The sequence below is a fragment of the Kosakonia oryzendophytica genome (genome assembly GCF_027886705.1).
Taxonomy (GTDB): domain Bacteria; phylum Pseudomonadota; class Gammaproteobacteria; order Enterobacterales; family Enterobacteriaceae; genus Kosakonia; species Kosakonia oryzendophytica.
This window is the reverse complement of the sequence record NZ_CP115659.1, coordinates 1,882,396-1,895,703: the sequence shown is the minus strand read 5'-3', so window position 1 is coordinate 1,895,703 and position 13,308 is coordinate 1,882,396. Positions and strand designations below refer to the sequence as shown.

General features: G+C 44.9%; 18 protein-coding genes. 5 read left to right on the top strand and 13 right to left on the bottom strand.

Going from position 1 to position 13,308, the window contains the following annotated elements:
• The first annotated feature begins 192 nt into the window (after positions 1-192).
• Together O9K67_RS09175 and O9K67_RS09170 are read left to right on the top strand one after the other, a co-directional pair.
• On the top strand, positions 193-660 hold the full coding sequence (locus tag O9K67_RS09175) for a DUF4756 family protein (protein WP_045354301.1): 468 nt from the start codon (positions 193-195) through the stop codon (positions 658-660).
• Between the two features lie 153 nt (positions 661-813).
• Positions 814-1,218 (top strand): H-NS family histone-like protein, encoded by a 405-nt coding sequence (locus tag O9K67_RS09170; RefSeq protein WP_061494226.1) that lies wholly within the window; start codon positions 814-816, stop codon positions 1,216-1,218.
• A gap of 1,362 nt (positions 1,219-2,580) precedes the next feature.
• Here the strand turns inward: O9K67_RS09170 and O9K67_RS09165 are convergent.
• The 6 genes from O9K67_RS09165 to O9K67_RS09140 all read right to left on the bottom strand — a co-directional run bounded on the left by O9K67_RS09165 (position 2,581) and on the right by O9K67_RS09140 (position 5,317).
• Entirely contained in the window at positions 2,581-2,961 is a 381-nt protein-coding gene (locus O9K67_RS09165; RefSeq protein ID WP_023344901.1) for a hypothetical protein, read from the bottom strand.
• Between the two features lie 49 nt (positions 2,962-3,010).
• On the bottom strand, positions 3,011-3,301 hold the full coding sequence (locus O9K67_RS09160; protein ID WP_061494225.1) for a hypothetical protein: 291 nt from the start codon (positions 3,299-3,301) through the stop codon (positions 3,011-3,013).
• A gap of 78 nt (positions 3,302-3,379) precedes the next feature.
• Entirely contained in the window at positions 3,380-3,691 is a 312-nt protein-coding gene (locus tag O9K67_RS09155; RefSeq protein WP_032260077.1) for a hypothetical protein, read from the bottom strand.
• Between the two features lie 13 nt (positions 3,692-3,704).
• A complete protein-coding gene (locus O9K67_RS09150; RefSeq protein WP_032260079.1) occupies positions 3,705-4,034 on the bottom strand; it encodes a hypothetical protein in 330 nt (109 codons plus the stop codon).
• A gap of 15 nt (positions 4,035-4,049) precedes the next feature.
• Positions 4,050-4,268 (bottom strand): helix-turn-helix transcriptional regulator, encoded by a 219-nt coding sequence (locus O9K67_RS09145; RefSeq protein WP_002911792.1) that lies wholly within the window; start codon positions 4,266-4,268, stop codon positions 4,050-4,052.
• A 185-nt stretch (positions 4,269-4,453) separates the two neighbouring features.
• Positions 4,454-5,317, bottom strand: coding sequence for a DUF6387 family protein (locus O9K67_RS09140; protein WP_061494224.1), 864 nt, complete (start codon positions 5,315-5,317; stop codon positions 4,454-4,456).
• A gap of 551 nt (positions 5,318-5,868) precedes the next feature.
• Between O9K67_RS09140 and O9K67_RS09135 the strand changes: the two genes are divergently transcribed.
• Positions 5,869-6,198 carry a gamma-glutamylcyclotransferase family protein gene (locus O9K67_RS09135; RefSeq protein ID WP_061494223.1) on the top strand — a complete coding sequence of 110 codons (330 nt, stop codon included), beginning with the start codon at positions 5,869-5,871 and terminating at the stop codon, positions 6,196-6,198.
• A gap of 244 nt (positions 6,199-6,442) precedes the next feature.
• On the opposite strand, the gene O9K67_RS09130 is transcribed toward O9K67_RS09135, so the two are convergent.
• Complete coding sequence (locus O9K67_RS09130; protein WP_148654699.1) at positions 6,443-6,946, bottom strand: hypothetical protein; 504 nt, start codon at positions 6,944-6,946, stop codon at positions 6,443-6,445.
• A 691-nt stretch (positions 6,947-7,637) separates the two neighbouring features.
• On the opposite strand from O9K67_RS09130, the gene O9K67_RS09125 reads away from it, so the two are divergent.
• Together O9K67_RS09125 and O9K67_RS09120 are read left to right on the top strand one after the other, a co-directional pair.
• On the top strand, positions 7,638-8,132 hold the full coding sequence (locus O9K67_RS09125) for a helix-turn-helix domain-containing protein (protein ID WP_061494222.1): 495 nt from the start codon (positions 7,638-7,640) through the stop codon (positions 8,130-8,132).
• 98 nt (positions 8,133-8,230) lie between these two features.
• Positions 8,231-8,755 carry a DUF6622 family protein gene (locus tag O9K67_RS09120; protein WP_061494221.1) on the top strand — a complete coding sequence of 175 codons (525 nt, stop codon included), beginning with the start codon at positions 8,231-8,233 and terminating at the stop codon, positions 8,753-8,755.
• A 110-nt stretch (positions 8,756-8,865) separates the two neighbouring features.
• On the opposite strand, the gene O9K67_RS09115 is transcribed toward O9K67_RS09120, so the two are convergent.
• Genes O9K67_RS09115 through O9K67_RS09090 form a run of 6 tightly spaced genes read right to left on the bottom strand, consistent with a single transcriptional unit; the run spans position 8,866 to position 13,307 of the window.
• Positions 8,866-9,825 carry a YbgA family protein gene (locus O9K67_RS09115; protein WP_061494220.1) on the bottom strand — a complete coding sequence of 320 codons (960 nt, stop codon included), beginning with the start codon at positions 9,823-9,825 and terminating at the stop codon, positions 8,866-8,868.
• A 12-nt stretch (positions 9,826-9,837) separates the two neighbouring features.
• Positions 9,838-10,368 (bottom strand): DUF3833 domain-containing protein, encoded by a 531-nt coding sequence (locus tag O9K67_RS09110; RefSeq protein WP_061494219.1) that lies wholly within the window; start codon positions 10,366-10,368, stop codon positions 9,838-9,840.
• Positions 10,365-10,892, bottom strand: a complete 528-nt coding sequence (locus tag O9K67_RS09105; RefSeq protein WP_061494218.1) for a hypothetical protein — start codon at positions 10,890-10,892, stop codon at positions 10,365-10,367. Before O9K67_RS09105 ends, O9K67_RS09110 begins: the two co-directional genes overlap by 4 nt.
• Positions 10,889-11,374, bottom strand: coding sequence for a DUF2878 domain-containing protein (locus O9K67_RS09100; RefSeq protein WP_061494217.1), 486 nt, complete (start codon positions 11,372-11,374; stop codon positions 10,889-10,891). The genes O9K67_RS09105 and O9K67_RS09100 overlap by 4 nt, the downstream gene beginning before the upstream one ends.
• The gene (locus O9K67_RS09095) at positions 11,371-12,591 is read right to left on the bottom strand and encodes an SAM-dependent methyltransferase (protein WP_061494216.1); all 1,221 of its coding nucleotides are present in this window, start codon (positions 12,589-12,591) and stop codon (positions 11,371-11,373) included. The genes O9K67_RS09100 and O9K67_RS09095 overlap by 4 nt, the downstream gene beginning before the upstream one ends.
• Complete coding sequence (locus O9K67_RS09090) at positions 12,588-13,307, bottom strand: DUF1365 domain-containing protein (protein ID WP_061494215.1); 720 nt, start codon at positions 13,305-13,307, stop codon at positions 12,588-12,590. The genes O9K67_RS09095 and O9K67_RS09090 overlap by 4 nt, the downstream gene beginning before the upstream one ends.
• Between the last annotated feature and the right edge of the window lies 1 nt (position 13,308).

Below are 13,308 nucleotides of genomic sequence, written 5' to 3'. Positions count from 1 at the left end.
TTTCTCCGATGAGATAAATCTCATCTCTGTTTCAGAAGATGGCATTTTTGTTGATTATCCTGAAGATGTTGATCAAGAAGAAATAATATAGTTTTCATCTGAATATTATCATTCTTATTTACCGGTTATATTTGACACTTACACTATATCTCGTAATATAGATATACCCACTATTTTATTTACGAGGTATATATGAGGAAAGTAAAATTAGACAATGATGATTTAATTCAGTACATGAACACCATTAAAGCATTAAAAAAATATCCAACGATGACTGAATACAGAGATGAATATCGCAGGATAAGAACCGATGGTTCACCGTTGAGTGAAGCCAAGAAATTTAAATCGGCACATACCGAACTTCTGAGATTAGACAGGAAGAAAAAGTCACTACTCGAAAAATTTATTGAAGAACTCAACCCTGTAAGTCACGCATCAGCCCTTGCATCAAGAAAGCTTGAAAAAGTACAAGAGTCCATTATCTACCGAAAGTCATTACTTGAGAAAAGCCCTGATGAACTCGTCGCTCTGGTCATAAAACAGCGCACAGAAGCGGCTCTTGAGTTCCAGCGTTCTGTTGAGCAAAGTCTTGAGCAACTTTCTAACATTTCGTCAGAGTTCGAACCATCAAGTCAACTACAACGAAAAATGGCCCTATAAATCGATCCTCCGCTTTTCGTTTGAAATGGTTCTAATAGATTGCTCTAATGCTAATATTTACTATATTATTAATATGTTGGTGTGTTTTAAATCGATCATCAGACAATACTGCACACCCTTCGATCCCCCATTTCAAACACAGGATGGCATAGTATGAGTGAAGCATTAAAGGTACTGAACAATATTCGTACACTTCGCGCACAGGCTCGTGAAACTGATCTGGAAACGCTGGAAGAGATGCTGGAAAAGTTAACAGCAATCGTTGAAGATCGTCGTGAGGAAGAAAGTGCCATCCGTAAAGAACAAGAACAACGTCAGGCTAAGCTTGAAGCCTTCCGCCAGAAACTGTTAGAAGATGGTATCGATCCTGCGGAGCTACTTTCAGCGGTAGGTTCCACTAAGCCTAAAACCAAATCGACACGCACTCCACGCCCTGCTAAATATAAATATACAGATGATAACGGTAATGAGCAGACTTGGACTGGTCAGGGCCGTACTCCGAAAGCAATAGTGGCTGCTATTGAAGCAGGTAAAACACTGGAAGATTTCCAGATTTAATCTCATTACATTTTTTATTAAAAGCCGCCAATGTAATATTGTCGGCTATGCTCTTCACTTTAATTCTTACGATACGAATATGAGAAAGATATGACTGACCTATTCGATATAATCTATTCAGATCACCGTTCAATTAAACATATACAAACCTGATCATGTGATTATAATAGGATTCTTAGGCGAATCATTATCAGGGAAAACATGAACAGAGTTAATCTACGTCAGAGACAACGGAATTCTCTGTTATTATTTTCAAACTTATTATCTACTTGATATTATTAGGTATAAATCAAGGTTTTAATAATATTTTTTAACGAAAATAACCTGATTTATCATACGAACCCAAATGGTTCTATGATAGTTTTAAAACAATTTCTTGTTTTTATGTATTTTTCATCTCTGTGTGAAAAATCTCTAGCCACTATCTATGTAAATCTATTGTATCATATATTATTACCATAATAAAATCAAATATTTTTACGTGGATAATTTTTAGTTAAATATTTCATATTTAACTTGGTTTTTTATATGATCAGGTTTGATCATTTATTTCTCATACTGCTAAAAACCCAAAATCTGCAATTTTTTTTCTGTTTTTCGTAGTAGTAAATTTAATCCTATGGGGTTGGAACAAAAAGCACCCGAACAGAAAAGGTGAAAATGATGCTCTCAAAAAACCACTACTTTTCTTTCTTATTGTTGCTGGAGTCATTTACTTTATTCTGGTTGGTATTTCTGTAGTAGATTATTCCAAGAGTAAAAACCCAGTCAGTGATGTTCAGTATAACACTATTAAATAATAGTCTACCTCCCTCAAGGGAGGTTTTAAGCATAAAAGTAGATGTTCCATACAATGACAAATATGACACTAATGCATGTAATAACGTTAAAGTGTTCATCAAAGTATCGATATAATTTATTATCTTTGAGTGATGACAAGAATCTTACTGTTCTTTTTTTCATTGAAACCTCCTTTCTTATATAGTTACTAATTGAAACCTCTCACAAGCGCCCTTCAGTCTTCTACTAAAAAGAGTAAGTCTTTTTATATGAACCTTATTTATTTTTTTATCAGACTTTATTATTTACATATAACATTGTTCATTAATATGTCAATTAAGTTAAAAATCGAAAATAGGTTTCATAAATTTCGATGCAAGTGGTTTTTAATACTAAAAAATATCTTATCAACTGGCTATTAACTTTTAAGTGTGTTCCAAAAATTCACTTGCTTATTCGCTAATAGGTCACTTCATCAGAAACTAGTTTCACCTCATATAGTCAGAGTACGTATTACCGGAATCCATTCCGGTAACACATTTTAGATATACTCATGTATCCCTCTGAATAACATTACTGATATTATCTATTTATGTCCATATCCCAGTCCAAAACACTATAATCATCAAAAGATCGTCCCGACTCTATATTTCTTATCAACATATCCTTGACATATAAATCATGAAAAAACATCACCCTTTTTAATAGCTCTGTTATATTTATATATTCATACTTTTCCTTTCCTGTACCATAAGCAGCCTTGTAATACTCAAACTCAGTTAATACTTCCTTCATGTGGATTCGTAGTGCAAACTCAACAACATCTTCATCATTTACATAAATCACTGCATCATCTTTGTTTACACTTGCCATGCTGTATATCCTGTCCACATACAACATTAGCGTTGCTGAAATGGCGAATATCATCGTTTCATCTTTTTTACTCAGATTATCTTTCTTCATCTATATCCTCTTTTTTGATTTTTAGTATTTAATAAAAAAACAGTTAGTATTAACAAAACACCCAAGCATTACGCACAAGCCGTTCTGCAACCTCTTCAAAGTTGACCTCTGTAAGGTTTCCTTGATTTCCTTCTTGTGTAGTAAACTTCTCAAAGTTATGACAAATATGATTAATAGTGAGTCGTATAAATGCGCTCATAAAATCAGCGTCATCAACAAGGTGCGAAATGCTGTCACTACACATATCCTGCATTGTTTTCCAGCTCGCTTCAAAAGAACGCTTTGCCAGATCATAGAACAGCTCAGTAGATGTATTTTTAATTTCAATATTTTTAGTCATGATTACTCCTCATTTTTACATGATATATTTTAACTTACTCTTATTTTCAGCCCCTCAATACGGGGCTAAAACAAAAAACTACTTTTGAGAATCTTTCATAAAATCCATTTCTTTATGAAATGCCTTTAATGCTTTCAATATAAAATCGTTATCAATGAGTCTTGGTGATAACTTTATATCAAAGAATGTATTCCTTACGACTTTAGGGAACATCTGTTTTGCTACTTTAATACTGTCCTTATAAGTATTCATCATGAAAGTTTCTTCATGCTTGAGTTGTTCTACTTGTTCAGGATGGTTCTGAATAATAGAACTCACACGCAATTCAAAGCATTGTTTAGATAAATGCAGTAATATCTTGTTTGCTTCTTTTTTCAGATCTTTATTCATGATTTCTTCCTCTTTATTTAATGCCAAGTTTAGGATAGATTTTTTTGAACTCTCTATAAGAGTATTTTAAATCTTCCATAACTTCATCAATCAAAAAAATACATTCCCCAACATTATTGTCTCTCACCCACTTGAGGAAGTCTGGTTTTGTGATATAAATAATATGATCCATAACCATATTCATATATTTTTTATCATAAAGGTGACGTTCAAATTGATCACCCATTATCTTAAACATGTTTTCCACATAAAGAGCTAAGTTATCCATTGCCATTCTTGAGAAAACTTCAGTTTTATCATTATCAAAGATAAATGATATTTCAGGCACATTTATATTTTTCATGTTATTTTCCTTTTATTAGTTAGATGTATTACGAGAAGCGGTTATAGCTTTATAAATCCACTCATCAACTTCGCTTTCAATGAAAGCAACAGCTCTTTCACCGATTTTTATTTGTTTGGGGAATTTCCCCGCGCTGATAAGTTTATAAATCCACGTCTTGCCGAACCCGGTTTTCCTTATTACTTCTGATAAGCGAATAAGTTTTAAAGTTTTATCTGTTTTGTTTTGAACCATGTTTATCTCCTGTTTTTTTACGTAATATCTTGGATATTTCGTTTTTTAGTATGTTGTTCGATGGAGATAATTCTAGGATTTTGGCTAGTTCTAAACTAGGGATGTTCACCAACCGTGAGTTTCGCGGAAATTTTGGAGGGATACTCTTTATAGGGACGTTCGCAGATTGTGAACATCCCTTGTGTTTACTTTTTGTTTTTATCCGAGGATTTATCGTTAAGTGTTATCACATCAACGATATCCCAATCCTTCAACATATTGTTTTTAATGTAAAAATCATTTAAAACCTTGAAGTACTCATCGTTATCAAGATAACTTTTCGCGTAATCATAATCAGTATCTTTGATGTTCTCACTACTTCTGGCCCCATTATTACCATGCAGGATGTCAGCTAAAATGGTGAAAGGTATGTTCTTACCTTCGTTGTAGAGCTGTTCCCATGAGATCAAATCCATCAAAGGGATGACTTTGTAATCAAGTATTCTTTCAAAGGTCTTATGACCAAACCTAAATTTTCGTTTCGGGGGTTTAGGCGTTTTCAGGTGCTTTTGCCATAGAGCAATCAGTACTTTCAGATGTTCTGCGAGATCGTCACTGCTGGCTTCTTCCAAGTCAATTTCAATCAGCATCTTGTTAGCAGGGTTCATGCCTCCTTGTTTCAGATACTCAGAGATGTAGTCGGAACTCACTGCAACAGGGTCTGTTTGCTCTGAAGTCTCCAGCCGATACATAGCCCGCCCATAGTTGAACAATTGAACTCTGGTCATTGGTCTTACAGCATAGCTATGCGACAGTCTGTGATTGTCTGAAATCCAGTCTGATTTAAGTATCACATCACCACATCGGATTGTGGCATCATGGTATATCGCTTGCATTTGATTATCTTTGCCTGCTGTTTCCCATTGTTGTCTTGTTTTGTAAGCCAACATCCGTCTTTCAAGCTCTGCATAGATTTGTTCTAAGGTGAGGTCTTTCAGGCCATCATATCGGCGTACATCAAACCAAGATAACGCTGCCCTGATTTCTTCCATTTCCTTTTGTGTAGTCATTGTTCTACCGATTGCTTTTGTGTTTCCTAAACGTTAGCCCATTCAACATGATAGAGAAAGTGGAAAAGAGGAGCGGGTTTTCAAAATGGTGTGAACACAGTAAGTGACCTTGGAGGTCAGTGCTTTCACCTTGACTAAACATGATTTATTTAATAAACAATAACCAATTGTTTTTCATCATTTATTTTAACAAAAATAACGACAACTTCATGTTGATAATGAAAGAAAATTTAGATACGTATAGTCAGATGATTATGACAACAACCAATTGTTTTTAATTGACATTTTTACCACAAGAAAACAATAATGATGGTAAATATGTTGGTAAAAATATGGCTATATTTAACAAAGGCAGTAATAACAGGAGATGTAGATGAAGTTCGAGTCCAGTCAGAGGAGCCAAATTTAAGAAGCCTGCTTACGAGCAGGCTTTTTGCTTTTCTACGTCATCACATTTCCGTATCCTCTGGCCGTTGCGAACCCCGCCACGAAACCGTATGGTGAAAGTCCCCTGCCCGTTGGGTTGTCATTGCTTTGTATGTTGAGGAAAAATGGACGCTTTATTTGTCTATGGGACGCTTCGTCCAGGCCATGCTAATGCGCATATTCTGGAAAATATCGGCGGCGAGTGGTTGCCAGGTTATGTAACGGGTACGTTTTACGCGCGTGGCTGGGGCGCCGCTGCGGATTTTCCGGGAATTGTGCTGAATAACGATGGCGCGCAGGTGCAGGGTTATCTGTTTTTATCCGACAACCTGGAGGCACACTGGCCAATGCTGGATAAATTTGAAGACGGCTATGATCGCGTCGAAGTGACGGTAACCACGGTAGATAACCGACACGTCACCGCGTGGATTTATCAGTTACAGCCAGCGGTGTAGCGATATCCAACTTAGGTGATTTACAGACATGATGGATATGAAGCGTTTGATTATTTCACTCTTGCTGATTTCTCCGGCCGCCCTTGCCACCGATGAGTTGTCGCCGCCCGAAAGTGCAGTCCTCATTTTTAATCGATGGTATATCGGGCCGCTTTAATCACGAGGCCTTAGCAAAGGCCTCGTCGCAGGACGGACATGAATGACGCTTGCGGGCCTGAGATATCCTTGCGGATAACCCTCATCTTTATTTCATCCAGTAATTCAGCACCACAGCGCACGTCCCGTTTGCGGCAATTGTCATGAGCAAATTGGGCTGGTTATTTTCACTGGTACAAATCGGAACAATATATACCAGCGAGTTTGGGGCCGGTCTTTGCGATTGTCCATTCATCACCACATGACCGCCAAGCGCATTTTGAGGGCAGACTGCACCCGTGGCACTATGAACACCGGGGTCGAAACCACATTTTTCTCGGTATATCGCTATCCAGGACTTATTATCAATTTTAGGATCATTGGTTGAGCCAATAACATTTAAGAATTGTTGTCCTTGATTCCAGGTGGTGATGCTATTAAAGGTCGATCTCACTTGCATGTCAGCAGGTGGTACGGATTTCACCTCACTGGTTGTTTGCGTATTTTGCGTATTTACTTTTGCACTACTTGTTTTTTCTCCGGTTTGCGATGAACTACAACTGCTCAGTGCTATAACAACCGCTAATAATGTAAATAGCTTTTTCGTTTTCATACGCCCCTCATATCTCAACAGATTAAGGATAACAAATGAATATATTCACTACATTTAAAAGCAGACGAACGTGTAAAGCGCGATTTCGGTACACGTATTTTCAGCACGAGTCATATTGCAGAGTCGCGCAGGAATTCTGGCAAGCAGATAATCATTTGCCGATGCTTTAATGGTAAATGGCGTGTGTAGTCTTCCGTGGGAATAAATTTCAGCCCAATATCTCCTCTGATCTGTTTTTTATAAAATCAGGTTTATATCAGATTCAGGATATATGCCTGACCCCCTTCGCTTTGTGGTTAAGTTTTCTGTTTTAATGCAGCAAAAATCACATTACTTTATGCACAAAAATGCAAACTTAACATTTTTTTGCAATTCAAATCACAAATCCCATGACAATATCTGCTCCGGAAGTACCCGGAAAATCTTCTGAGGGATTTCAACAGTATGCTGAAATGGGCCGAATCGCCCACGCTTTCTGACTGTTCAGGTGTGGCCTGGCACGCCGGACACGAGGTACCAGAACGCCTCGCTTTTGACCAACGTGTGACTTTTATTCCAGAGTACACCCGCAGTCATACCAGCACTTAAGCGTGCTGTCGCCCCCTTGTCAGGGTCGTGTCGCCTGTCTGTCGTGTTCGTTGAGGGGCAGATGTGCGAATATGTCTCTGTCAACAATCAGCGGGAAGTATCAATGGACATGGGTGAAAAGGTGAAAGAGTACCGGCTCAGAAATGCCTGGTCACAAGAGCAACTGGCTGAGCTGGCCTCTCTTTCAGTACGAACAGTGCAACGTATAGAAAATGGGCATAAACCCGGGCTGGAAACGCTCAGCGCACTGGCCTCCGTATTTAATGTCAACGTTTCTGAACTGTCCGGAAACATGACGCAGGCGGAGGAAACGCTGGATACGCATATCAGTGAGGCCAGACTCCGCGTTGAACAGGAAACGCGTTTTTATCGTGCACTCATTATTGCCCTGTTTGTCTGCAGCGTGCTGATGGTGGTCAATTATCTCTCCTCGCCAGGGAGCTACTGGTCTGTGGTGGTGACATTCATATGGGGTTCGCTTATTGCCTTTCGCGCCCTGAGGATCTTTGTCTTAAAAGATCGCATCGCCACGTGGCAGCAAAAAAGAGTTCAGCGCCTGCTGCGAGAAAAGAACGACCTTTCAGGCCGGGAAAAATAATCAGCAGTGAATAATGGCTGATTAATTCATTTTTATTTGCATAGCCGGGTTATTTTTATAGCCCGGAAACAGTCACGCCTAATCGACGAGGTGAAAACATGTCTTTTTTCCCGTATATCCAAAACACGCCTGCCTGGGTGTGGTTCCTTTTTATTTACCTGCTTCATCGCGGTATTAACGCCCTCTTCGACAGAGAAATGCGGCCGGGCAGATTGTTCTTTCTTCCGGTGTTTTTCCTGCTCTGGGGAATATATGGTATCACGCATGAAATATTTCATCCTGAGCTGAGTTTGTTCATGATGATAATTGGCGCACTGGTAGGCATTGCAGTTGGGTATCTAATATGGCGCTCACAACCGCCGCTCAAATATTCTGATACGCCGGGGCTCATTATTCGCGCCGGAACACCGTTAACCCTGGGGTTAATCATCATTGCATTTAGCCTCAAATATGTATTGACCGCAACTATTTATCTTCATCCCGAATTACGTGAAGCGCAGTCGTTTAGTCTTCTCTTCGGATTACTGACGGGGTTTGTCGACGGTATTTTCTGGGGAGGAACGCTAAGGGTCTTTGTGCCGTGGTATAAAAAAGATCGCCTGCGCAAACACACGCCAATTTAACCCTCGGGCTGTGGCGCAACACGCAAAAAAAGACGACAGTGAGGTGTCGTCTAAAAGTGGAACATCGCGAGCCCCTGTCAGGGTCATGGGAGCCTTCTTATGATGTCTGTTCAGTTCACGGCCAGCCGCAGACCTAAATCTTCCGGATAGGGGGCAAAGTAGTTCTGTTGCAACAGATAGCGATCCGGGTACTCGCCCAGGTAGTGTTTCAGTAGCGTCAACGGCGCCAGGATAGGCAGCAACCCGTTGCGATAATGAAGGATCACGTCGCGCAGTTCGCCCCGCTGTCGGCTGTTCAGATGTTCACGGAAGTACCCCTGAATGTGCATCAGCACATTGGTGTGGTTTTCCCGCGAGGCGGTTTTTTTCAGGATCGCCATCAGCTTTTCACGGTACGCCACAAAGAAGGCGTCCAGATCTTCCCACTCGTGCAATGAGGCAACAAACGGCCCAATCTTGCGGTAGCCCGCCTGATGGTGAGCCAGCAGTTGAAGTTTGTAGCGGCTGTGGAAGTCCAGCAACGCGCGGCGGGTCAGGCCGTTAGCCCGCAGGGTGTTAAGTTCATGGAGCGCAAAAACACGCTCCACAAAGTTTTCCCGCAGCACCGGATCGTGCAGGCGACCATCTTCTTCGACCGGTAACCACGGGTACGCTTCGAGTAGCGCGCGGGTAAACAGCCCTACCCCCTCTTTACGCCCGCGATTGCCCTTTTCATCGTACAGACGCACGCGCTCCATGCCGCAGCTTGGCGACTTGGCGCAGACGATAAAGCCCGACAGCGCGCCCAACCGGGGGAGATACGTGTCGGTAAATGCGGCCATTTTTTCCGTCACATCATCGTGTGGCGCATGGCTGAAGCGCATCCGGAAATCGCCGTCGCTGGTCTGAACCAGGCGCAATGCCGGGCGAGGCACAGGCAGACCGATGGCCATTTCCGGGCAGACAGGCTGGAAAGCCACCCATTGCCCGAGGCCGTCCATCACAAAGCCCATGCGTTTATGGCCACCGTCAAACCGAACAGCAGAGCCGGTTAAACAGCCGCTGATCCCAATAACAGGTTGCGTGTTCATGGCGATCTCCTCTTACTGCGCTTGTCGGGTGAAGAACAGCGTGACCGTTGCAACGGTAATGCCGAATTTCTTCATCCTGGTTTTATTAAAAAGATGTGTGCCGTCCTGCAGATACATCCAGTCATCAAAATGAAGCAGCCAGGTGCTGCCATTGGCTTTTACGTTCATGCTATAGCGCCAGTGAAAGGCATTGCCTGCCGCCTTGCCGGTTGCGATACCGTCAATGTCGCTTGCCGTACCTTCGTAGCGACCATCTGCCGTGCGGCGGATGTGCCACACGCGCTGCTGCTTTTCGCCATCGTCATAGACGAAGCGCTCATTCAGCGTCAGCGTCTCGCCAACCGCGTTGCCGTCGATCTCCACGTGGAAGCGACGCAACTGCTTACCGCTGCGATCCTGCACCATCCCCCACGCCTCGGTTTTCCCGGCGAAATAACGAAAAATATCCAGCGAAGGTTGCTGCTGTCGGTAGTCATCAACTTCCGTGCTACAGCCTGTCAGCAGCATCAGCAGCGCCAGGCCAAGTGTCAGGATGCGTTTCATTTTTCACCTCCGATCAACTGGTTACGCAGTTGTGGGTATTGCGTACGGGAATCGAGCCAGATGGCCAGAAAGCAGCGACTGAACGCTTCGGACTGGCGCTCGCCAAGCGGGGTAAAGCCTTTTTGCGCCGCAGATGCGCGATACCAGAACTGCCCCTGCTTATCGCTAAGCACAAAGGCCAGTTCAGCGCCCGGTGTGACGTCAGGCCAAAGGGCACGCAGCATTCGCAACCAGGCCCCGCTTTGTGGCTGATGCTCCAGAATCCCCTGCGCCTGCCACTGTTCACGGGTGGCATCGACCAGCGCATTGCGATCGATGTCACGCTGGTAGGTGATAATCAGGGCCTGCTCTTGTTCCGGCCCGTGATAGCGGCCATCCGGTGTGAGCAACCGGGAGGTGTAGACGGTAAAAGGCCCCCAATAGAGCGTCGCATCACCGACTTTTTGCCAGTTAAACCAGTCGGCGGCACTGACCGCCGGGGCCACCAGCGTCATCCATAACAACGCCAGTAACGAGGTTCTCATGATCGCTTCCCCATAAAAAGATGGAAAAACAGCATGATCACGAGCCAGCCGGAGGCCATCCAACTCACCACGATGAATGTCGGTTGCAGAAAGGTGATGGCACCCAGACGTTCGCCGATCACATACGCGACCGGACCACCAAGGGTCGCCAGCAACATCAGTAGTACCCCCGGCAGCGTCGTGGTGCAGGTCAGGCGTGTCCAGACGGTGGCAAACATCAGCCACAGCGCCGCCATCCATAGCGGCAGCAGCGCATCGCCGTCAAAGTGAATAAGCCCCGTCCACGCCCATAACGTATCGAGTCCACACCCCGCAACGGCGAGCAACAAAGCATGAAGACGGTGTGCAGGCGATAACATCATGCAGGCGAGGATCGCGAGGGCAAGCCACAGATACAGGCCGCGTTCACGAAACAGCACGACCAGCGTCCAGTAGAGATCGAACGCGACAGTCAGCAGAAAAACCTGCACATAACGTTTCATACCCGCTCCGCCGTCAATTGCACCACGCTGATCGTACGTGCGTTAAACCCGGCTTCGCAGTAGCCGAAGTAGTAGAGCCACATACGGCGGAAGCGGTCATCAAACCCTAATTTTTCGATATCGGGCCAGCCATTGAGAAAACGTTGCCGCCAGTGTGCCAGCGTGCGGGCATAATCTGGCCCCATGTCGAACAGGTTGCGGACAACAAAATCGGTGTGCCGCGTCATCAACTCACTCATCGCGGTGATGCTCGGTAAAAAACCGCCGGGGAAGATATAGCGCTGGATAAAATCAACGCTTTTGCTGTAGTCGCGGTAACGTTGATCCTGAATGGTGATGGCCTGAATCGCCATTTTCCCACCCGGACGTAACCGTGCCTGGCAGGTGCGGAAGAACGCAGGTAGATAACGTTTTCCCACGGCTTCAATCATCTCGACAGAGACCAGTTTGTCGAACTCGCCGGTCAAATCACGGTAATCGCACAACAGCACCTCGACACGATCCTGCAACCCTGCACGGGCAATGCGTGCGGTTGCCCAAGCGTACTGCTCCTGTGACAGCGTGGTAGTGGTGACGCGGCAGCCATAGTGACGGGCAGCATATTCCGCCATCGCCCCCCATCCGGTACCAATTTCCAGCAGGTGATCGCTGGCTGTTAACGCCAGTTGTTCGCACAGACGAGCCATTTTTGCCTGCTGGGCCTGCGCGAGATCCTGATCCTCTGCGGTAAACAGCGCGCTGGAGTAAAGCAGGTCTGCATCCAGAAATTGCGCGTAAAACGCATTGCCCAGATCGTAGTGAGCGGCGATATTCTCCCGCGCCTGCTTGCGGTGGTTGCGCCGCGTCCAGTGCCGCAGTCGCTCAATGGGTCTGCCAAACAGCTGAAAACCGCTTTCCAGGCGCCCCAGCACCTTGCTGTTGAGTGCCAGGATCTGCAATAACGCCGTGAGCTGATTCGTCTGCCATTCGCCATCTATCCAGGCTTCAGCGGCGGCAAGACTTCCCCCCGTGAGCAGACGCCAGTAAACCCCTGGCACAAGGATCTGCACATCGGCGCGCAACGCAGCCGACGCATCACCAAAATGAAAGCTCTGCGCTCCGTCCCGCACCGTGAGCGAGCCTTGACGAATACCATTTAGCAGGCGGAAGAGCACCCATCGCGCGATGCGGACGTTGCGCGAAAGTTCGGGTTCAAGCGCAAAGGCGGGATCGGTCATGGGCGTTCACTCCTGCTAACGGGGTGGTTATAGAGCGGCACACGCTTAAGCCATAGCCGTAGCGCCTGCCAGTAAATGGCGAAGACCGTTTTCAGCGTCATCAACGGAATGCGAATCAAGAGAGACGTCAGGTTTGTGCGCGTCAGCGGCTCGCGGTTCAGCAGCAACGTGGCGTCAAACACTTTTGACTGTTGGTGATTCTCGATGTGCATGCGCAGTACATTGCCAGGGCTGTTGAAGCGCCAGTGGTAGATCATGTCCATCGGGTTAAAGGGGGAGACGTGAAACGCTTTTTCCAGTGGACTCGCCTTGTCATCGACGGCGTAGTAGTGACGCTCGTTCCACGGGGTGTTGCGCACTTCCGCCACGACCCAACGCAGGGTGTCCGTATGGTCATAGCAGTAGTAAAAATTGACCGGATTAAAGTGGAACCCAACGTAACGCAGTTGAGTCAGCAACATGACGCGGCCATCCGGGCGTTCCCCGGTCAGGCTTTCCAACTGGTTAAGGACATTTTCTTTAAGCGGTACGCCCAACGGGTAATCCGCATCGCAGAAAGCGGCAGCGGCAAACCGGTTACGGCGGATCCCCACGGCTGGGAGCAAATCGAGCTCATCCAGATCGAGCCATGCCATAAAAACGCGATAGCAAAACTGGTGCGTTTTCGGCTGGAGTCGACGATGGCGTAAAACGCCCTGATACAGGCAGCTGTTCATC

Coding starts and splice junctions, on each gene's coding strand:
- O9K67_RS09175 (WP_045354301.1), top strand. CDS start 193: ATGAGGAAAGTAAAATTAGACAATGATGATTTAATTCAGTACATGAAC.
- O9K67_RS09170 (WP_061494226.1), top strand. CDS start 814: ATGAGTGAAGCATTAAAGGTACTGAACAATATTCGTACACTTCGCGCA.
- O9K67_RS09165 (WP_023344901.1), bottom strand. CDS start 2,961: ATGAAGAAAGATAATCTGAGTAAAAAAGATGAAACGATGATATTCGCC.
- O9K67_RS09160 (WP_061494225.1), bottom strand. CDS start 3,301: ATGACTAAAAATATTGAAATTAAAAATACATCTACTGAGCTGTTCTAT.
- O9K67_RS09155 (WP_032260077.1), bottom strand. CDS start 3,691: ATGAATAAAGATCTGAAAAAAGAAGCAAACAAGATATTACTGCATTTA.
- O9K67_RS09150 (WP_032260079.1), bottom strand. CDS start 4,034: ATGAAAAATATAAATGTGCCTGAAATATCATTTATCTTTGATAATGAT.
- O9K67_RS09145 (WP_002911792.1), bottom strand. CDS start 4,268: ATGGTTCAAAACAAAACAGATAAAACTTTAAAACTTATTCGCTTATCA.
- O9K67_RS09140 (WP_061494224.1), bottom strand. CDS start 5,317: ATGACTACACAAAAGGAAATGGAAGAAATCAGGGCAGCGTTATCTTGG.
- O9K67_RS09135 (WP_061494223.1), top strand. CDS start 5,869: ATGGACGCTTTATTTGTCTATGGGACGCTTCGTCCAGGCCATGCTAAT.
- O9K67_RS09130 (WP_148654699.1), bottom strand. CDS start 6,946: ATGAAAACGAAAAAGCTATTTACATTATTAGCGGTTGTTATAGCACTG.
- O9K67_RS09125 (WP_061494222.1), top strand. CDS start 7,638: ATGGACATGGGTGAAAAGGTGAAAGAGTACCGGCTCAGAAATGCCTGG.
- O9K67_RS09120 (WP_061494221.1), top strand. CDS start 8,231: ATGTCTTTTTTCCCGTATATCCAAAACACGCCTGCCTGGGTGTGGTTC.
- O9K67_RS09115 (WP_061494220.1), bottom strand. CDS start 9,825: ATGAACACGCAACCTGTTATTGGGATCAGCGGCTGTTTAACCGGCTCT.
- O9K67_RS09110 (WP_061494219.1), bottom strand. CDS start 10,368: ATGAAACGCATCCTGACACTTGGCCTGGCGCTGCTGATGCTGCTGACA.
- O9K67_RS09105 (WP_061494218.1), bottom strand. CDS start 10,892: ATGAGAACCTCGTTACTGGCGTTGTTATGGATGACGCTGGTGGCCCCG.
- O9K67_RS09100 (WP_061494217.1), bottom strand. CDS start 11,374: ATGAAACGTTATGTGCAGGTTTTTCTGCTGACTGTCGCGTTCGATCTC.
- O9K67_RS09095 (WP_061494216.1), bottom strand. CDS start 12,591: ATGACCGATCCCGCCTTTGCGCTTGAACCCGAACTTTCGCGCAACGTC.
- O9K67_RS09090 (WP_061494215.1), bottom strand. CDS start 13,307: ATGAACAGCTGCCTGTATCAGGGCGTTTTACGCCATCGTCGACTCCAG.